The sequence below is a fragment of the Orientia tsutsugamushi str. Boryong genome, assembly GCF_000063545.1.
GTDB lineage: Bacteria > Pseudomonadota > Alphaproteobacteria > Rickettsiales > Rickettsiaceae > Orientia > Orientia tsutsugamushi_C.
On record NC_009488.1, the window covers coordinates 214,502 to 235,297 of the forward strand.

The 20,796-nt window shown below is 31.5% G+C and carries 9 protein-coding genes and 13 pseudogenes; 6 read left to right on the forward strand and 16 right to left on the reverse strand.

The annotated features are described in order from the left end of the window. Positions 1-26: 26 nt before the first annotated feature. A pseudogene (locus OTBS_RS13690) lies at positions 27-122 on the forward strand (IS5/IS1182 family transposase); the annotation flags it as partial. 18 nt (positions 123-140) lie between these two features. Then, positions 141-821: pseudogene (locus OTBS_RS11030) on the forward strand (IS982 family transposase); the annotation flags it as partial. 143 nt (positions 822-964) lie between these two features. Here the strand turns inward: OTBS_RS11030 and OTBS_RS01065 are convergent. The 9 genes and pseudogenes from OTBS_RS01065 to OTBS_RS01100 form a co-directional block, all read right to left on the reverse strand. Then, positions 965-3,391: a hypothetical protein gene (locus tag OTBS_RS01065; RefSeq protein ID WP_011944348.1), complete on the reverse strand. Its 2,427-nt coding sequence runs from the start codon at positions 3,389-3,391 to the stop codon at positions 965-967. A gap of 486 nt (positions 3,392-3,877) precedes the next feature. Next, complete coding sequence (locus tag OTBS_RS15725; RefSeq protein ID WP_332370161.1) at positions 3,878-4,240, reverse strand: tetratricopeptide repeat protein; 363 nt, start codon at positions 4,238-4,240, stop codon at positions 3,878-3,880. 176 nt (positions 4,241-4,416) lie between these two features. Continuing rightward, a complete protein-coding gene (locus OTBS_RS01075; protein ID WP_232488825.1) occupies positions 4,417-5,847 on the reverse strand; it encodes a conjugal transfer protein TraG N-terminal domain-containing protein in 1,431 nt (476 codons plus the stop codon). Between the two features lie 8 nt (positions 5,848-5,855). Next, positions 5,856-6,032 carry a hypothetical protein gene (locus OTBS_RS15730; protein WP_162097308.1) on the reverse strand — a complete coding sequence of 59 codons (177 nt, stop codon included), beginning with the start codon at positions 6,030-6,032 and terminating at the stop codon, positions 5,856-5,858. A gap of 127 nt (positions 6,033-6,159) precedes the next feature. Next, a pseudogene (locus OTBS_RS01080) lies at positions 6,160-7,460 on the reverse strand (conjugal transfer protein TraH). Beyond that, positions 7,457-8,161: pseudogene (locus tag OTBS_RS01085) on the reverse strand (conjugal transfer protein TraF). Before OTBS_RS01085 ends, OTBS_RS01080 begins: the two co-directional pseudogenes overlap by 4 nt. Before the next feature lie 5 nt (positions 8,162-8,166). Next, positions 8,167-9,792, reverse strand: a complete 1,626-nt coding sequence (traN, locus tag OTBS_RS01090) for a conjugal transfer protein TraN (protein ID WP_232488837.1) — start codon at positions 9,790-9,792, stop codon at positions 8,167-8,169. A gap of 58 nt (positions 9,793-9,850) precedes the next feature. Then, on the reverse strand, positions 9,851-10,171 hold the full coding sequence (gene trbC / locus OTBS_RS01095) for a type-F conjugative transfer system pilin assembly protein TrbC (RefSeq protein ID WP_011944350.1): 321 nt from the start codon (positions 10,169-10,171) through the stop codon (positions 9,851-9,853). A gap of 80 nt (positions 10,172-10,251) precedes the next feature. Next, a pseudogene (locus OTBS_RS01100) lies at positions 10,252-11,075 on the reverse strand (TraU family protein); the annotation flags it as partial. Positions 11,076-11,271: 196 nt separating this feature from the next. Between OTBS_RS01100 and OTBS_RS01105 the strand changes: the two are divergent. Beyond that, positions 11,272-12,369 (forward strand): ankyrin repeat domain-containing protein, encoded by a 1,098-nt coding sequence (locus OTBS_RS01105; RefSeq protein ID WP_080571789.1) that lies wholly within the window; start codon positions 11,272-11,274, stop codon positions 12,367-12,369. On the opposite strand, the pseudogene OTBS_RS18140 reads toward OTBS_RS01105, so the two are convergent. After that, a pseudogene (locus tag OTBS_RS18140) lies at positions 12,283-12,492 on the reverse strand (conjugal transfer protein); the annotation flags it as partial. The gene OTBS_RS01105 and the pseudogene OTBS_RS18140 sit on opposite strands and share 87 nt — an antisense overlap. A gap of 294 nt (positions 12,493-12,786) precedes the next feature. Here OTBS_RS18140 and OTBS_RS13695 point away from each other — a divergent pair. Further along, positions 12,787-12,882: pseudogene (locus OTBS_RS13695) on the forward strand (IS5/IS1182 family transposase); the annotation flags it as partial. Between the two features lie 26 nt (positions 12,883-12,908). On the opposite strand, the pseudogene OTBS_RS11045 reads toward OTBS_RS13695, so the two are convergent. Continuing rightward, a pseudogene (locus OTBS_RS11045) lies at positions 12,909-14,833 on the reverse strand (AAA family ATPase); the annotation flags it as partial. A 293-nt stretch (positions 14,834-15,126) separates the two neighbouring features. Between OTBS_RS11045 and OTBS_RS01115 the strand changes: the two are divergent. Then, positions 15,127-15,392, forward strand: a pseudogene (locus tag OTBS_RS01115) (conjugal transfer protein TraD); the annotation flags it as partial. Here OTBS_RS01115 and OTBS_RS17775 read toward each other — a convergent pair. The 3 genes and pseudogenes from OTBS_RS17775 to OTBS_RS13700 all read right to left on the reverse strand — a co-directional run. Continuing rightward, a pseudogene (locus OTBS_RS17775) lies at positions 15,379-15,501 on the reverse strand (bifunctional (p)ppGpp synthetase/guanosine-3',5'-bis(diphosphate) 3'-pyrophosphohydrolase); the annotation flags it as partial. The pseudogenes OTBS_RS01115 and OTBS_RS17775 sit on opposite strands and share 14 nt — an antisense overlap. A gap of 269 nt (positions 15,502-15,770) precedes the next feature. Then, the gene (locus tag OTBS_RS01120) at positions 15,771-17,813 is read right to left on the reverse strand and encodes a hypothetical protein (RefSeq protein ID WP_011944352.1); all 2,043 of its coding nucleotides are present in this window, start codon (positions 17,811-17,813) and stop codon (positions 15,771-15,773) included. 307 nt (positions 17,814-18,120) lie between these two features. Beyond that, positions 18,121-18,217 (reverse strand): annotated as a pseudogene (locus OTBS_RS13700) (IS5/IS1182 family transposase); the annotation flags it as partial. Between the two features lie 3 nt (positions 18,218-18,220). Here OTBS_RS13700 and OTBS_RS01125 point away from each other — a divergent pair. Further along, positions 18,221-18,424 (forward strand): annotated as a pseudogene (locus OTBS_RS01125) (IS5/IS1182 family transposase); the annotation flags it as partial. On the opposite strand, the pseudogene OTBS_RS01130 reads toward OTBS_RS01125, so the two are convergent. Then, positions 18,402-18,740: pseudogene (locus OTBS_RS01130) on the reverse strand (HD domain-containing protein); the annotation flags it as partial. The pseudogenes OTBS_RS01125 and OTBS_RS01130 sit on opposite strands and share 23 nt — an antisense overlap. A gap of 448 nt (positions 18,741-19,188) precedes the next feature. Then, a complete protein-coding gene (locus OTBS_RS15010) occupies positions 19,189-20,766 on the reverse strand; it encodes an ATP-binding protein (RefSeq protein ID WP_011944353.1) in 1,578 nt (525 codons plus the stop codon). Positions 20,767-20,796 lie beyond the last annotated feature (30 nt).

The following is a 20,796-nucleotide window of genomic DNA, read 5'->3' on the forward strand; positions in this document are numbered from 1 at the left end:
ACCTCTTTCGAAACTGGTTAAAGTAGTTCAAAATTATTGCTGACAAATATCGAAATAGACGTAAAAGATTCGGTATTAGATTTAATTTGATCTCTGGCATTTATAATTTTGAACTACTTTAACCAGTTTCGAAAGAGGTCTATTATTTGAGTTATAAGTATAAAAGATACTTTTGCTTACCAAGCTATAGTAGAATAATACAACTATTACCTAGAATGTTGCTACCATTAGCCATATTAATGCATTATCTGAAAGGAGATGAGACTGGTATATATTACATCGATTCTACAAAGTTAGCAATTTGTCATAATAAACGTATTTCTAGCAATAGAGTTTTTAACAGAATTTCTAAAATTGGTAAGAGTAGTTATGGCTGGTTCTTAGGCTTTAAGCTACATATTATAATCAATAATAAAGGTGAAATAATGTCAGTTAAAATTACTAAAGGCAATAAAAGCGATCTATCTATAGCTTCAGTTATTTCTGAAGGCTTATCTGGTAAATTGTTTGGTGATAAAGCCTATATATCTAAAGAGTTATTTCATCAACTGTTGTCCAATGGTCTACGTTTATTTACTAATCTTCGTAAAGATATGAAAACATATTTATTGGACATAGATGATAAGCGTTTATTAAATAAACGTTCCTTAATTGAGTCTGTTTTTAATGTACTAAAAAAACATATGCATTTAGAGCATACTCGACATCGCTCTCCTATTAATTTCTTTGTTCATATCATTGCTTCTCTTGCTTCTTATTCTATCTCCAAACTTAATCACTATCTTATCTCCTCTTCTTTTTCTTCTCTCAACTTATCCTAAATTGGCGTTAAGAAGCAGCCATAACTATTCTTACCAATTTTAGAAAAACTGTTAAAACGCCAGATTAGGATAAGGGAAAATATGAAAGATACTGAAAAAAGTATATAAAGAAAAGGTATACAAGAAGATGTTTTGATAAATTGCTATTCAAGAGTATCAAGTATTTCTCCAATGCAGCATTTGTTGAAGTCTTTAAGCATAAGGCTATTATTATTATCGACTCCATCATTACAGTCGTTACATACCATATGAGAAAGACAGATGTTAGAATTAGCAGTATTATTATTTTGAATCATTTTAGATACTTCTTTATGATTGAGTTCTTTATTAAAAATGATAAAACTGTTATTTTTAATATTTTCATGTATTATGTCTGCAACTAATCTATAATCCTTTCCAATAACTTTTAATTCAAATATTTTGCTTGTTTTAAGGTACTTTATTCCTGACTTTCCTGTTTTTGATAAAGCGAATCCTTTATCTAAAGCATTTAGAAAATCATTGTATTTTGTATCTAATTTAAGATCATTATCAATAGCGCAATAGTAGGTTTTGTTGCGCCATACAACTTGTTTGATATCATCATCAAAAGCACAATAGGTTTGGTTTTTGATATGGCAATGAATATGCTGATGTTTACTATGTTGTGTAAACAGTGTGTTGTTTTCTTTGTTGATTGAGGCGGATGCTTTATCAATCTCAAACAGATCATGTTCATTATCTAGATTTGTATGTGCAAATAAATTATCTGAGTGATTTTCTGTGTATATGTTATGTATGTTTTCATTATCTAGAAGATCTTGAGAAGATATAGTACAGTCCTTAGTAGCTTTCTGCTTAAGCTGCATTTCTTCTTGACTTAAGTTATTTTCATAAGTTACTTTGTCTTCTGTAGACATAATAATGCTTTCTTTAACTCTATCATCAATTAGACTTAGAATATTATCCACATATTTTAATAAGTAGAATTTTTTTCCATATGAGGTATACAATTTTTTGCATTTTATGGTGTTCAATATATCGTTATATTGCTCACAGTTATTGAGGCTACTATAATATTCATAATAATGGTTCAGAATTCTATAAAGTATTGAATATATTGTAGGCTTTGACATAGGATGAGTTTTTTTGTCATGAATCCTACATGTTATAGTTTTAATAGTAGTTACAGTATTTGGTGTTGTATAATCAAAACTACTATCAAATTTTAAGTTGTATTCTAACTGCAAAAGATCCTGTACCAGTGATTTTTCTGGTAAATCTTTTATATATTTACAAGCATCTTCCTTATTATTTTGAGATAATAGATTTGCAATTTTTTCACATAAAACACTAGTTGTAAGTGTTCTATATATTGTAGTAGAAAGTTTTTTGATGGTATCTGGAAATTTATCTAAATATTCATGCCAATTCTGTGGTTGAGTGAGTACTTTGCATTTCAATATATCTAACAACTTATTGCGATTAGTTTCTTCTTCTGTTTTACTCATTTTAACAGTAGCTTCCACTGCTTTATGCAAGCTATCTATACTATGTTTGTTTAGATAAAGCGATGCCAGAAAATACCAATATTTATTTTGCTCTAAAATAGGAGATACAACTTCAATAATACGTTCAGCAGTACTAGTAGTAAGTATAAAAGCATGTGAAATTTTTATAAGGCAAATAATCGCATATCTTGTATATGTATTCCATTCATCATTATTATTTTTGGGTGTTATATATGCTATACATTCGTCAATAAAGTTATTAATTTCATGTTTATTACAAGAATGCATCACTTTAAAAAAATCAGACATCAGAGCGTCATAATTGTTGTATGAAAATAACCCATCATACAGTACTTTTTTCTTAGTAACAAACTTTACTAATGTTGCATGTTGCTTAGATGTTATTTTATACTGTGTATTTAATGGTCCTGACTTTTTCTTGACATGAATAGTACAACCTAGTGCTTTTGCAACTGCAGCATAGTTAAGTCTTTGAGAATCTGCTCTAGCTTTTGTCATAGCTGTTTTAGTTATTTTATCTTGCGGTAACATAGCTATAGAACTGCTAAAGTTATATTGGACAGCCATATCTAACGCCATATCCATATCTATTTTTTCACTATGGTTTTTTATGACAAGAGATAGCAGTTCTTTATTCTTATTCTCAAAAGCAGATGCTAATATATACTCTAAATACCTATGCTTTTCTTTATCAAATATGTTTTCTAGAGTAAATGGAGCTAGTTTTTCTAGCAAGGTTACAATAAATTGATTTTCAGCTAAATTTAAATTTACATTTGCATGTATAAGCATAGATTTAATTATAGATTCAAACACAACATAATTCTGTTTTATGTTATGAATTTGTGATTCTATGATCTGTAACAATTCGCTATTTTTAGTTTTTACTACATGTGCAAGAACTGATATTATTATCGTGCTATCTTGATACATAAACTGCATGTAATTCTCATATAAAGACGTTGTTTTCATTAGTTGTTGTTGAGTAGTTTCTATATCTATATCTTGCTTTTTAACTGGAATAACTTTGTTATATTTTTTAGTACTTCTTTTTTTCACTGATTTAATACTTTTTAGTAAGTGTGTAATATTTAATAATACTTACTCCAAATTAACATTCAAGAAAAACATACAAAAAAACTCTAAGTTTGAAATAAGAAATATGCTAAAATATAGGCAAAGTAATGATTGTATACCTTAACACAACATAATAAATTTTGGGTTAACAGTACTTCTCTATTGATAGGCTGATATGCTATAGTATCAATTTATTATGCTTATTTTTCTTGACTATATTTTCTCTTCTGTTCTGATATAACTATCTTTTTGATTTATACTATACATAAGCCTGAACAGGCTGTAATTCTTTCTCTTACTGCATTTCAATATATTTCTTATTTCAAACTCAGATTGATAAAGTGAAAAAATCTAATTTAGAGTCTTAGTTAAGTAATTAAAAAATCTATATTTTGTTAAATAAAGGAAATATAAATTGCATAAGAAATATAAATAATCTTGCTTGTATTCTCTAGAGAACTCTAGTAGTTAGATAGATCCCTTGCAATTAATTATTTTACAAACAGAATAACTAAATGATTTCACACAACTAGGATCGTATTTAATAGCTAAATCAAAATGTTCTATTGCATTCTGCAATTGCCCTAAAAATGCTAAAGTTAAACCTTTATTAATATAAGCTTCTGCATAATCTGGTCTATATTTAATAGCTATATCATAGTTTTCGATTGCATTTTGAATGTATCCTAAATTCATTAACGCTATGCCTTTGTTATAATAAGCTTCTGGATTATCTGATCTGTACTTAATAGCAATATCAAAATTTTCCATTGCATCTTCATACTGTCCTAATCTAGCTAAAGAAGCTCCTTTATTGTTATGTCTTTCCACTCCTTCAACTTTAACTTGTGCAAAAAATGCTCTACCACCAGCACTAGCACTAGTTCCACTACTTTTACTGTGGCTACTACCTGTATGATCAGTAGTAGCAATGCTACTAGAACCAACCTCCTGTAGAGCTTGAGATTCACTATCAGTGATGCTTATAGACTGAGCTTCATCGTGAGTTATCCTGTCGGCTCTATTTCCATGGTAATGGAGTTTCCTGTTGAAATAAGATTGGCCTCTCTTTTTGTCAGTGAATCAAGAATGCTCTGAGAGTGCGTAAACTGGTTTTGATATCCAGCTTGTAGCATAGCAGAAGCTCGGAAGTTATTTCCCAATGAATCTACGTTTTCATTTATAATTTGTCGACCATCAGCCGTTGTAGTGACTGTTCTACCACCATCATTGATAATATTAGCCATATGTAATGAAGGAGCTAGGTTTTGTTGAGAGATAGTTCTATTGCCTATGCTGTAATTATCCATACTCAAGTTATTGTCGACTATGTTACTGCCTAAGCTGCTAGCAACTGGTATAGGAGAGAACTGGCTGGCCAAGTTAGCTGTAGCATGAGCACAAGCTTTTATCACTGCCCAAGAAAGCATTGGTATCGATGATGCAAGCATTTGAAACGTCGCATAGCTATATAAAATCATCTCTGCGAAGCTTCCTTGCGATAGCATATTCAAGCCATAATCATTACCAAAAGCTCCAGATTTACTGGATAAGCTGATCATTCCTAGGCAATGGATTATTGTAAAAAATACTGGCCAGCTGCTGACCCATATTATTAATAGAATCCAGGTTTTGAGTATATTGTAGCCGCCAGGTAATAGGCCCATTGGAAATACAATAAAGATCATTGAGACTACTAATGCAAAAAAAACAGATTGTAAAATAGGCATCATGTGAGCAGCCATTTCGCCAGCTACTAAGTACGAAAATGACTGTTGAAATAGCCCTCTAATTGCATGCATACTAACTAAATTAGAATAAATTCTTGATAACGAAAACTTCTCACGCCAGTCATCATATGACTCACGATTAGCATTAAGTAACATCGCTTGCTTCATCCATTCATGAATATCTTGTTGCTCTCTCTGTAAATATTTTAGTGTGTCTCCAGTCATGACTTTTAGTCTTTGACTTAACATATTTGACTTATCAGATTGAACTCCAATCGCAGCTGCAAACTTTGTTAGGAGTCCTTCATTTAATTCTTTATGAATTGCCGCTTTAATCAATGGAGTAGCTTGTCTACAGGTCTTGAAACTAATGGCTAAATTACTAGGCTCGCGATAATAAATACCAAAATTATTAGGTATATTTTGCTCGATAAATCCTATAATGTCGTTAGTTTGTTGAGCAGCAGCTTTTTTACCTAGAATATTGCCTATGATGTAAGGCTTCATAAAGCATTGTCTAAGGAATTCCTTCGTATTAGTTAAAGTTATTGGATCCTGTATTTGCACATCTCGAATCTTAGCTACAGCCTTAGCTCCAAACATAATACCAGTTTTTCTGCTCGATAGTCCTTCATAAGCTGGCAAAAGATGCTGTTCCAACATTTTAGATACAAAGTAACTCGTTTGCGATGAAAGAGAAGCAAACATTGCAATACTTATGGGATATTATCAACCTTTACTGGCGCACTCATTGATACTTCATCCTTCAGCCAAACAGTAGATTTGGGGGCAAATAACAGCGTAAAAATAAATATCGATGGAAAAAACCATTCCCATAGCAAAGATGCCGATATTTCCTCTAAAAATAGCCCTAGTAGCAGCCCATATGCCACCAATAGTCAAGGCTAAGTGACCCACTGGAGTGAAGTATTCGCTATTTGAAGCAAAGACCTCTGCCTATGCCATTAAACACATGCCATAACAGATCTCCACCACCAAATGTGTATATTACGTAATCCATTAACTTTTCTCCTTCGCTATTAAATGCTGCTCTATTAATCTAGCCCTTTTATCTATTCGACTTGCATCGGTTTGTAGGCTAGTCCATTTTTCATTTGCAAAAAGTTGTACTCGATTCAATTCCTTCAAATATCTTTCTAAATGTTCATTCGAAACTTGCTTAGCACCTAGTGAAGTAACGGCTCTACGTATTTCGGTGATTACTTCCTTCAAATGCTGAACTAATGTATAGCTAGCTATTAATTCTGATGAGATCTCTAAAATTGTGACTCCAGAAATAGCTTCTAATGTGATATAATCATAAATTGGAAATATATCTCCAATCGAAGATAAAAAGGCTATCTCAGAGTTGCTATATTCAGAATTCTTATCAAACTTATTTTTTAGATCAGTCAATTTTTGCTTAGCTTTACCTGCATAAGACTGCTCTGGTGATATTGTGATATTTCGTTGTAGGCTTGGATGCAGGCAACTAACACTATCACAGCTGTAAATTGAAGCTGATTCTCCACCTTTTAAATGACTAATCCAACTTTTTTCATCCTGAGCTAAGGAGTCAAAAAAGTACACATTATTGTTTGTAACCACGATAGTGCCAGTCATAGACATGATTGAATCACGCATATTTGATGGTATTCCAACCTTTGCTGCTGCTTTAGTGAAGATGTTATAATCATCCAGCATAACTCTGAATCCTTATTTTGTGCTTGTCGCAGAGCTTGTTTTTGGGCTAAATCATTACGACATTTTTTACCAGCAGCAAAATAATCAAACCCGCTTTGTGACTGTATATCACGGCAAACAGCTTCTCTCATAGCCCAGTTCTTTGGTAAAGCTGTAGCAAATAATGCTTTTGTTAATTCACAATCTCCTTTGGCAAATTGATTCATCTCCATTGCTAGATTACGTAAGTCCTTGAGAGCGTTCTCAATCTGTGGAGCAAATGTTTTTAATCCTAATGAAAAAGCATAGACTTTAGCTTGAGAACCAATGTTTTTCATCAATTGAACTAATTCTTCTCCAGAAATAACAGAGAAGCTACCAAGATAGGCATCAATACTGCTACAGCTCATGTTTAAAGATGGTGGAGTTATAGCAAATGGCTGAAATGATGTTTGGCTTGTTCTGGCAGATAATCCGCCAGCCGCATAATATCCAGCCGCTTGATCTTGATATGATCCAGATCTTGTGACATTAATACTCATTCCTTGAAATACGTTTTCGATATTCCAAGCTAGTGATACTGGAGCTTGTAGCAATAATAGCATTGTAATGGCATAAACTCTGATTTTGGTGCTCATGTAGTCTCCAACTTATGATAATATCTATCGATTGCTAGAATATTGTCGATAATTTTATCTTCAGAGATTATGCCTCTAGCTACTGCATATATTTTTTTACCATCGCTAGCTACTGAATATAATACAGGTACAATATGCTTAGGATTTAGTTTATTAAGCAACTCATTATTCTTACTGACAGCTAGCAACTGAAATGCATATTTATTAGCAAAGCACTGAACAATAGGCATAAAGGCCTTACAGAGCAAGCAATCTTGTTTAACTTGCAAAATCAATCCCCAGTTTTTAGCAATGTTTTTGAGTTTGAAATCATTTTTTTGCTCTGATTTTTCTTGATATAGCTTTCTATGTAAGCTATTAGCAGGCTCATTAGCATTAATCAGTTGGTAATCAAGTAGAGTAGCTAGTTGCCACATAGTAGCAAACTTATGAGCCTTCTCCATGATTTGCTTCTGCAATCTTTGAGCTGTAATCACATTTTCGAGCGTTGGATTATCCAGCGCTATACGCTAAGCTCGATTAAATCGCTCCTTTAATTCCTCGATTCTCTGGTCATGAGGCCTACTCATCAACTTAGAATTAGCAGCAGAGTCATCAAGCTCATGACCATGTTTATCATTGTACCATAAAAATCTTGTTGGTGAAGCATCAACAGTGGATAAATGACTAATTAATATCATAAACATTAATAATCTGCTCATTTAGACTAAGTTTGTTGCATACGATGAACTTTATCTTTGATTCCTGCAATAATGTCTTTGTTCATGCTGTTTTGAGCCTTAGTGAGTATATCTCCAAATAGTTCATCCATATTGATTTTAGTGAAATCAACTTTTTGTAACTCTTCAACAGTAAGGCCTCTACACTTTGGACATTCAGGTGTACCAAAGTTCATTTTTAGCTGTTTTCTTGCTTCTTCCTGAAAAATTCTTGCAAGTTTCGACTGAAAGCAGCAATAAGTAGACTTTCTAGCTAAGCAAATACCTAATATCGGAATTCTTGAAGAACAGTAGGTTCCAATATAGTAGCAGTAACCTTTTTTCCTATATAAAGCTAATTCTTGTTCCTTAGACTTACATTGCGATAAGCCTATATCACGCCCCCAGCCAGTCATTGAAGAGCAGCAATTCAAAAAACTAAATACATCTTTTTTGCATTTTCGATGTTTACCTGAAAATACAGAAACGGGATTTGTTTTAATGTCCTTGCTCATCTGATTTAGCATCGCTAGATGAGCTACTTTAGCTATATCTCTATTTGGTATAATAGTTGGAGTGTTGCAATTACCTCCTAAACAAAAGATTGAGTTATTATGCAACGATGAGTGTAGCATTGTTTGCTTCTCAGTTGAACAGCTATAATCGTGCTGCCATAGTAAACAAATATTTGCTACTGATTTTTGGCAAGTGCTGTTTTTTAATTCACAATTCTGAATTTTAAGGTGTTTGCAGCCATCTTTTGGATCGCTAGTACAAGAAAAAAGAATCTTTTGTTTCCAATATGGACGATTGACTTTAAACTTGTCAAAAAATACTCTATCACCACCATCATAGTTGATTCTATTGACCTCATAGCATTCATTACTCTCAGTTAATTGCTCAAGTTCAGGGTTTAAAACTTGCCAATATTCTGCTACTTTCCTTAGTTCTTGAGTCTTATCTCTGTAGTCATAGTGAAGTATACATATTTTTTCATTTACTTCTAATAAAAAATTTCTACCAATATGGTGTATAGATACACCAAGCCTATTAGCAATAGCCCATTTCATTTGTTTTACAATTGCTTCGGGATCATCTACTAGGCAGTATATTTGTGCACCTAATTCATCATCATAGACATCGCTACGACTCTTAAGCCAATTACTATGATTCTCCTTTATTTCTTCTGTTGCAAATTCCATTTGCCGGTTTTGCCAAGAAAGCCATACATTCTCTAATCTGCACTCAACATTTAATTCTCGAATAAGTTCAATGTTAAAATTACTACCTTCATTACAACTTTGAATAATTTCAGTATTAGTTTTACTTGTTTGAGTTACGAAGTTACTGCTATCAAGGGCACTTAAAGGATCAGATTCAATTCTCATTGAATTAGCTATCATATAATTTTGATCGTTGATATTATGTTGAGTTAAGGCATTGTTTTTACTGTTTTCAGCTTGAAATAACATTGCCCCACTTTCTGTACCAAGCTGATTACGGCCATGGTAGGTTAAATCCTCATCATTGTTAGGATAATTGACATTACTACCTTGATGAAATAATTCTTGTGTATTTGAAGAATTTCCAAGATTTACATTATAGTTGCTAGCTTCATTATAACTGCTTTGCATTGAAGCTAAACAACAGCTAATATTGAGCACTATCAAAAAGTTAATATAGATAATAATCTCATTGAGTATTCTCATTCATAATTTCTAATGCTATTGCTAAAGGAATATGGCCAGTTAATTTCTTGGTTAATCCTCTTTTTTCATCATCTATTACTATCACAGGAACAACATCAATTTTATATTGTTCAAACAAGCTAGGATCTATATCGAAGCTAATACCAAGCTCCATAGTTTTATTCTTTGTTTGTGTAAATGAGTTATTAATTAACCCACGCATAATCAATTGAGCTCCAGCCTTTTGAGATTCAGCAAAATAGCTTTTTAAAGCCTCATCACTCATTGAAAATGAGACAAAAATAAAAGTTTTTTGCTGGCCCAAAAAAAAGCATTAGCATTATTAACAAATAATAAAACCATCAACATCATTACTCGTATAACCATATTCCTCTCTAACCCTTATCAAAGCAAACAACAATCTCTTTTTCGCCAAATCAAGTAACCAAAATCTTCACCATTAACTGGAAATTCTCTTCCAGCCTGCCATGTAGCTTCTGTTTGGCCTATGCTCTTGCAGGATCTGGTTTCTGGAATCGGATAAGTCATTTGTAGTCGATACTGACTTTTCTTCATAATAGGCATGGGATACTTGCCACATAAGCCTTTATAACCATAATATCCCCATAACATCAGTTGCCTATGCATTCTAGCCATAAACTTACTTACCATTAATACAGATGTTCCAACTCCACCATTATGCGCCGCAGCTGTTCCAGTAAAAGGGTAAAGCATTCCTTGACATTCAGCACACCAAAAAGCATAATCACTTGCTAATAAACCAGCGCCACAACTCATGCAATCAGCTATACATGCTTGATAAGCAGCTACATTTTGAAACAACAGCGTTTCTGGATTTAAAATCGCAGATTTAGCGTCATCACTCCATAATGGATCAAACTCTGTTAAATATGCTATATCGACTGCAGCCATTTCCAGACAAATAAAATCAAGCAAAATTTCCAGCCAATAAATCACAGGATAGACATACCAATGAATGTGATAAAAAGCACTTCCTTCAGCCTCATCTTTCATGCCTTTTTGAGTAGCACTTCCAAATGACAAACCTCCAAGACTTACCATACACATTGGCGACTTTGTAACATCTACAAGGCGTACTGGCTCCCAAAATCCTACCGGAATATACCAGGTACAGGTATTGGAATCCCTGGCTTAGGACAAAGACATATAAGTCTACCAGAAGCATTAGTATCAGGCATTGAAGTGTTTGTAAAGTACAGAGATATAGTAATTTAACCTATATTATCACATAAATCATTTTTAAGTTGCAATATCGTCCATTTAATGAATAATAATATTCTAAGATGTAATATATATTTTAAAGTAACAATCTATGAATAATGTGTCTATTTTTACTCATTTATTATATAATATTTAATTTAGGAGAAGTTAACAATTCCTCATATTGCTTTACATAGAGCTGTTAAAGATGGCAACATAGAAGAGGTAAAACGTCTTCTTTCAGCAGACAATAATATCGACATTAATATAAAAGATACTTACTTTAATACTCCTTTGTATTATGCTGTTGCAAAAGGATACATAGAGATTATAAAGCTTCTGTTATCTCATGGCGCTAATATAAATTCAACAAATTCTTCTGGAAATACTCCTTTAATTTGTTCTGTGATAGCAGAACACATAGAAATTGTAAAGCTTCTGTTATCTCATGGTGCTGATGTAAATTATAAAAATTATCACCATCTTGCTGCTTTACACTATGCCTCAGTACGCGATATTAAAATAATAGATACTCTATTAGCTTATGGAGCTGATATAAATCTAAGTGGTAGTCTAAACACTACTGCTTTACATATTGCTACTGAAAAAGGCCATGAACAGAATGTAGATTATTTGCTAGCTTGTGGGTCTGATATAAATTCACTCAATGCCTTTGATGAAACTCCTCTTATTGCCGCAGTATCAGCTCAACGTCAAAATGAAGTAATAATAAAATCCTTGGTTGCTTATACTGTTAAGCTAGAATCTTATAATATACATATTACTTCAGAAGGTTTTATAAAAAATAAAGCATGTATAGATGAATCTCAAACACTTTCTACGATAAAAAAGCAATGCTTACAAAAAATACAGGAAATGAAAAGCATCAATATTGGAAAGAATTTATCTTTTTTTGAAGTATTTTTTCAGAAAAAAGATATAAATACGCTAGCAAGATGTGCTAATAATCCTGATATTGTAAAGTGTCAGAATAGATTTCCCATGTACTCTTCCTATATTGAAAAATCTATTGAAGAAGGGGAATCAAGAGCTAAGCTGCTACAAGGAGCAGTTGAATCAATGGATGAAATATTTGAATCCAATCAGGATGCTTCTCAAGAAAGTAAAACATCTTGGTCCCACTTGCCACCAGAAGTAAGGCTGATGATATTAGAGAACTTAAATAATGATGATTTAACAAAACTTCAACATAATGAGGAAGCAGAAGCTGAGGCTGAAGCTCAAGTTGAAGGAGCACATGCCATATATGAGGGAGAGTAGCGTAAGTGTCAAAGCCATCTGCAACATTGGTTGTTGCAAATCACTTGTTCCATACTGTGGAGCTGCCATAGTAGCTAAAATAGATGAAAAGTTAGATAAAAAGTCTGATCTAGCCTCTACAGTTGTCTTTGTCCGTGCTTTTTCTAAATCATGAGCAGTTTTCAGAGTTATGCTAGCTGATTTCTCATTTGGTCTGCTGAGCTGATTTATTAAGCTGTTAATGCTTTTAGTTGCTTCCTTATTGCAATATAACTTTAAGTTCTCTATATACCTTGTCATAGCTACGTATGAGCTGCTTATATTACTTACTCCATTATGTAAAACATATACATCTTTTATAGAAGCTTCCTGAGCCTTATAAATAGTACTTGCATAACCATGTTTAAATTAGACCTCTTTCGAAACTGGTTAACGTAGTTCAAAATTATTGCTGATAAATATCGAAATAGACGTGAAAGATTCGGTCTTAGATTTAATTTGATCTCTGGTATTTATAATTTTGAACTACGTTAACCAGTTTCGAAAGAAGTCTATTGTATTTTGCTTGGGTCAAAACTCACTTCTTTTCCTGTGTCTGTCTTAGCTACAAATTCATTTTTATTAACAGAAATTAAAGTTGCAAATTCACCGTTTTGTATTTGTAAATCCTTATCGCTTTTTTGAAATACAATTCGATCTCCAGCCATGTAGGACTCTTTCCTTCCAGCTATTGAACGCCTATATTCTGTGCCTTGTAGCGTGCCATTAGCTTTTAACAAAGATCTAATACTTGAATTAAGAATGTCTACCTCTTTATTACGTACTGTAATTACCAATTTTTCATGTAGCTTAAACTTGCTTAGACTCCAGTTGTATCTTAACTTACTCATTGAGTCCTGCAACGTATTATCAAACTTAATACATTTATTTTGTCTCAGTAATGTTATACCGCTTAAAATATTACTCTCAGCAAACTTTGTTGCTGCTTCTCTGCTCCAGTTTTCACTTTGTCTTCGAATATTCACTAAAACATGTGAACTGAAAATATTACTCAGCATCTCAAACATTCCGCCTCTTTCTATTGAAGCTAACTGCTTTTCATCTCCAGCAAGTATCAGTTGACAATTATTGTTTCTAACTACTCTAAACAGCTCTGCATATTCTCTAGTAGCAACCATTCCAGCTTCATCTACTACTATTAAACTATCTCTAGTAACGCTATTTTTATATAAAAATCCTTTTATTGTATCACATTTCTGGTAGCCATTATCCTTCAGCTCTGATACAGCCTTATGTGTAGGAGCAAGTCCAATAACATTTTGTCCACGATTTGTTGCAATTTTATATGCTTTTGCTAAAACAGTGGATTTACCTGTTCCAGCTCTTCCTCTTAGTACTCTAACTCCACTAGTGCTAAGCAAAATATGCCTTAGAGCTTGTTTCTGTTCTTCACTAACATTTGCTAGACCTTCGATATTACTTTTAAGATTGTAAATATCGTTGTAATAAACTCGATTATTGATTTTATTAGCTATTCTTATTATGCTTGCTTCCTCATCTCTAACCTCAGTTGTAGTAAAAAATTCGCTAACTTCACCATTCTCATGATACAATTCTAATACTCTATTTGAACTTAGCACTTGTTGAACTAACCGTTCTCTTGCTGCTAGGTCTGGTATATCTTTCACAGCTTTTTCAACATCCTGCTTAGTAAAAATAGATTTGTAATGTGTTATAGCATCCGTTATTACATCAACATCCTTAATAATTTTTAAATTAGCCTCTTTACGTAACTCATTTTCATTTGCAACTTCATTAATTAAACCCCTAATTCTAGTAGGGCCAATATGCTCTTGCGGTACTGCACTTATCTTATCAACTCTATTTGTTAAGCCTAATTTAGCAAAATATGCATTAATTATTTCCTTCACTTTTTCATGAATCATCTCAGCTTCTAGAATAATAAATGCCTTACCTTTTGATGTTCTGAATTTAGGCTCCAAGTCAACAGCTTTACCACCTAATTCTTCGCCATTCTCTTTAATCTTCTTGTAGTAACCAATATATGCGCATGCCAGTTTTTATCTCCTCTATGAAGCTTATGAATGTCTATCTGTACTCCAAGACCATTTTGCACCCATTCCATTGCATCAACTATTTCATGTGTAATCTTTATTCTATCTTCTAAATTCAATTCCTTATCGTCTGGCAGTGCTATTACGATATCCTTCAACAACTTACTGTTTCTTCGTTTTTCTGTTTGTTCCACCTCATTCATTAATCTTTGGACATTCTTGAATTTTTGATTTACATAATCTGGTATCAGTACTGTATGATATACGTTATCTTTCTTATAAGAGAAGTTATACCTTATATTTGTCTGCTCATTTTTAACAATAGTTCTTGCATTATACGCTGCCTTACAACAACTATCTCCTCCTTTACTTCTACTTAAAAATTCAATCATTGCAAACTGTATAGCCATCTCAACACCAATTCTCACCTGAGTTTTAAGTTAGCATGGTTTTTTTGATTTTGCTAGCACAAACTTCTTTTTTTTAACACTCAATCGGCTAATGAGTGCTCATTTTTTAGCAGTAAACTTTCAAGTTTACATATTGCGTATAAGCTTATTCTTTAATGAAGCTTCTAACCTGAATTCACGTTTTTTTGACTATAATTATTTGATGTTGGTTTGGCAGGTGCGGTTTTTTTCTTTACTGGAATTTTATTTTGATATATTCTTGCCTGATTTTTTTATCTTTCTGAATTACTAACATGGCAAATCTTATGCAGCAAAAAATTACTCTCCAACAAAAAAAGCTAAGCTAATCATGGATGAGGTTAACCTCAAAATTAAAGAACGTAAAATACGTACTCGACGTCTTATCGAAATGGGTGGATTAGTTGCTAAGGCTAAGCTTGATCATTTACCAACAAATACTTTATTTGGTGCATTTATTTCTTTAGAAAATACTCTAGTACAACATCCAAATGTTCAGGACCATTGGACTACAATCGGTAAAGATATTATTGAGCAAGAGGTATAAATTCTTGCTGAGTTTCAATGAGGATTTTTTGTCTTCTTTTAAGCAGCTTTATGAGTATAGTTTTAATATTATCAAATCTATCGAAGAGTTTAATTAGTAATAGTAGTTTTTGCTCAAGAGCAATTACATTCTTAAAATGTGCTAGCGTTTGTAGGACTTCTGTATTATGGCTTTCATACTTTTATTTATCCTGAATTTGCGTTATAAGCAATAAATAAACCGTTATTAGTTGAAACTATATTCAAGATAATATACAATTATAATTGTATATTATCTCTTGTAGAGCATTTGCCTTATACTTTCCATCTTTCTTTATTATCCTAAACTGGAGTTACTATTAATTCTTACTTAATCTGATATCTCTTTTGAGACTTATTCCAAAATGTAAGCTGAATACCCTGCTGTATCACTAATGATGTAAGTCGATTCGCCTGCTGCCTCACTAAAGATGCAAGTCGATTTGCCTGCTAGATGACTAATAGTGACAGAAGTAGGACAATCTACATTAATGCTATCTGCTGGTTCATTTAGTGCTACTTCTGTACCATGATCGCTATTTAACTCATGATTATTACACTGACGTTTACGAGTGTAAGGATGATCTTCATGCTCATCATAACATGATTTTCGCTTTTCTACTGATTGCATAACTTCTTCAGTATGAACCTGTCTTATTATTTGCAGATTTTCAATATTATTTTCTTGATAGCCTTCTATCGGTTGAGATTGATTGTTAGCAGAATTTGATATATTAGCCGCTAATTTTCGACTATCACTGTGTGTATTTATCTCATCACTATTCTTTGCAAGATCACAATCTTCTAGATATAAATCAATATAGTTTTCTATATCACAATCTTCTAGATATAAATCAATATAGTTTTCTATCGGTTGAGATTGATTGGCATAGTCACTTTTTGAGTTAAGTAGTATCATTTCATCCATATGATGTATAGCTTCTAGCTCAGAATCTGATATATCTAATTTTTGACTATCACTATGCGTATTTATCTCATCACTATTCTTTGCAAGATCACAATCTTCTAGATATAAATCAATATAGTTTTCTATCGGTTGAGATTGATTGGCATAGTCACTTTTTGAGTTAAGTAGTATCATTTCATCCATATGATGTATAGCTTCTAGCTCAGAATCTGATATATCTAATTTTTGACTATCACTATGCGTATTTATTTCATTACTACTGTTCTCAATATCATCTTCTCTGTGTTTGTCTATTATCTGAGATTGATTATTATTGATTGTTAAGTTATTTGGCTCTTGACTATTGATTTTTTCGAACTCGCTATTTATGACGTTTGCAAGAGCTTGTTGAGTTGTATTTTTCACACTATATAATTTCCGTTCAAATTTTTCAAAATATCTTAAAAACTCTTTGTCATTTTTATGCGCTTTTCTCATTCCATCAAGAATCTCAAATATTTTAGGAAACAAAACTGGCATCTTAGATCCCATACAACTTAACTTACCGGAAATAGTAGAAAAAGGTATTTCTAAGTCGTATAGGGCTTTTAGTATATCAATATTTGAAGTTAATATCTTTAATGTGTCTGCTAATAAATCTAGATCGATCGTATAACTACTACGCATTATACCTGTAATATTGTGAGCTTCTATTAATCTAACTGGTTGTAGTAATTTTTCTAACTTATCTAACTCTAGCTTGTCAATGAATTTATCCAAATTTTCATTTGAGTAATTGAGTCGCTGATTTTTTTGCAAAATTGCGCTTAAAAAAAGTTTCATAGAGCATGAATGATTTTCTAATTTATTGTTGTTAGTAATATATAGGTACAATGGATTTGGATTCATAATATTATTATCAATATCATCATTAGCACTGTTAATATCATAAGACTTTAGTTTCCCTTTTTTGAGAAAATTCAGAACATACGCTTTTCGTTTACATATTTCTTCATATGTATTTCCTGGCCAATTCTCCATCTTTAGCTTACAACTTTGCAATGTATTTTTTAAAAAAACTGGAGCATTACGTACTGTTTCACGTAACCTACCGGAAATAATAGAAAAAGGTATGTGTAAGTCGTATAAGTTTTTTAATATATTAATATTTGAAGTTAATTTTGTTAATGTGCCTCCTAATACATCTAGCTTGGTTCTATAACTTGTACTGCATACCATATTTGTGATATTGTGAGCTTCTATTAATCTAGCTGGTTGTAGTAATTTTTCTAACTTATCTAAGTCTAGATCGTAAACGAATTTATCAAAATTTTTATTTGAGTAAATATATCTTTCATTGTACTGAAAAATTTGACTTAAAAATTTCTTAGAGCACGGATGAGCTTCTAATGTTTTTGTTCCTAAGTTATCTTTGTTATCAAGATATTGGTTGAAAGTATATAAACTATTTTTTTTTTTTTTAGATGGCATATAAGGCCCTTTTATTGATTCATTAAATCAAACCGCTTCCTATGTACTCATTTTCTAAATAATCAATGATGCAAATATAGCATTACTTGATTCAAAATCAAACAAAAAAAACTAACAAAATTAAATTAATTTAAAGCATCTATTAAAATATCTTAAGTTTTTACGTGGGGTTATTTATATAAACTAGAGTTTGATATAAAGTGATAGGCTGGATAATGACAAGAATAAGAATTATATTTGTAACACAGGATTAGGATAAGAAAAAGTTAAAAAGAGATAACGTACAATAGACCTCTTTCGAAACTGGTTAAGGTAGTTCAAAATTATAAATGCCAGAGATCAAATTAAAATCTAAGACCGAATCTTTTACGTCTATTTCGATATTTATCAGTAATAATTCTAAATTAGCAAAAAAAAGCAAAAAAAATCCTTTAACTAAAAATGATAAAAAGAATAATCGTAGATTCGCAGAAGAAAGGGTTGTAAATGAAAACGTTATTGGTATGCTAAACCTGTTCAAAATTATTGCTGATAAATATCGAAATAGACGTAAAAGATTTGGTCTTAGATTTAATTTAATATCTGGCATTTATAATTTTGAACTACCTTAACCAGTTTCGAAAGAGGTCTAATATTATTACCAAATTCTTGACTTATTATTTCTTTAGTTAGTGTTGTGTCTTCGAGTGTATCATGTAGTATTGCTGTAATAATCGTATCAGTTTCAAAGCTGTAGTTTGCAATCATGAGAGCTACTTCTAATGGATGCATATAATAAGGCTCTCCTGTGTCTCGAAGTTGTTTGTCATGATATTTTTTAGTATAAAATATTGCTTTTTCAACTTTATCAAGATCAATTTCAGCGTTAAATCTTACGTTGATTCTAAACAGCTTATTTAGTAAGCTCTCGCTATAAAAGTCTATCATTTTCCATCTCCAAATAATCTTTAATAAATTATACCATAATTTAAACTTTTTATATACTCCAATCTCAGATAAAAACTAGGAAAGAAGCAAATTAAATTGTAAAATTTTTAATCATTAAAATGTGTTATTTTTGATTAAAAAAGTTGAACTGGAATATTGCAAGTAATGGTTGTAAACGCCAATTTAGGATAAGATAAAATATGAAAGGTAGTGAATAAAAGATATACAAGAGATAATGTATAATTATATATTATCTGTAGTGTCAATTAATAACAGTTTATTTATTGCTCATATTTCTACAAATATTCTTTTTGTTTCTTATCCTAAATTTGTATTTACAGACATGTGATTAATAAATAAACTGTTATTAATTGAAACTATATTTAAAGATATTACATAATATTAATTATATACCTTTTGTATTATGCCTTTCATACTTTTTCTTATCCTAAATTGGCGTTGTAAACTTGTCTTTTTCACTCTCTATTTCCATTTCTCCATTAAGTTGATTAATAAGGTAATTTACAAACCATAATCCTGATTCAAGCATTAGCGGACAGTCTCTTACCAAGTCAAAATCAGCTAATTTAGCTTTTATATTCCCTAATTTTTCTTTTGAAATACCGCTTCCTTTATCGTGTATTCTAAATTGTAGTATGTTATCGCTTTTTATATAATTTTTTATAGTAAACAAATGAACTGTAATTATAACCTTGCAGCTGTGATTAAATCTAATCGTGCTGCCTATTAATTGACTTAATATAGCTTGTAAGTGATCACTATTTCCAATCACAATATCCTTCATTTTGTACTGAAAATTGTAATTGATTTTTATATCTTTCTCTTTTGCAATGTCTTCTAGTCTCCTGACGGCATCCTTTACTAGCTTTTGTATGCTAAATTTTTTTAAACATAAATTTTCATTCTCAATTTCGCTTCTAAGCGTGTAAACTACATCGTTACAGTACTCTTGGAGATTTGCTGATCGATTTAATATTGTTTTCAGCTTATCTTTATTTTCAGAATCATTTAACATGATCTCGCTTGCAAGCCTTACAATTTCACTCGTTGCAATATTAAATCTATATTTGATATTCTGTATCAGATTCACACAATATTCTTTCAATGATTCAGCTACCTCGACCTGATACTTAGCTTTTCTTAACTTTGTTATTATCTCTATATATTCATCGATATTCTCCCTTTCTCCATTTACCAACGTAATTAGCATTGAAGGGATTTGTACTATCCATTGGTTACTTATTTTTTTTTCATAACATTCGCCAAAAGAAGAGTTAAAACTAGTTATTTGAACTTCAAATGCAAAAGTTATGTAATTATTTTCCTCTTTTGCTCTTAGCCTTCCTTTTAGCTGATGTATAAGATGTTTAATAAATGCTAATCCTTCTCCTAGTTCTTGATATGTTACCAAATTCAAATTCTCTAGTTCGGAATTTATTCTTTCTAATTTTTCTTTAGAAGGGCTTAGTACTATATTTTGTACTGTAAATTGTAATATTTCTGAATACTGATTGATGTTAATAGTAATCTTGCTATGCTTACTACTATTTATAATAGCACTACCAATTAACTGACTTATTACTGCTTTTATTCTAAAACTATCTCCAATCAGAACCGTCTTTATATCATTTTGAACATTTAGATTTATATTCTCATTTTCAAAATTTTTCCTCATTCTGATAACAGTATTATTTATTAGTGATTCTATGTTAAATGTTTCAATCCTTATATTTGTTGATGCTATGTATTGTCTAAATAAAAAAATTATTCCATTCAGAGAAGCTATTATATTTATCTTTTTTTTATCATAGTTATTTACGATTCGCCTAAAATATTGTATCCAATCTATGAGTTTTATGCTTACTTGCCCAGATTTTTCCAGCTGACAGTATAGTTTTTGCAATTCTGCATCTACCTGTTTTATTGTTGTGCTATTAATTCCTTCTGTAGATAATTTTTCGGTTAATTTATTGATTTTATTTTGACCTTCGTCTTCAATAGGCATAGAATTCTCCTGCTATTTAAGTTGTTAAAT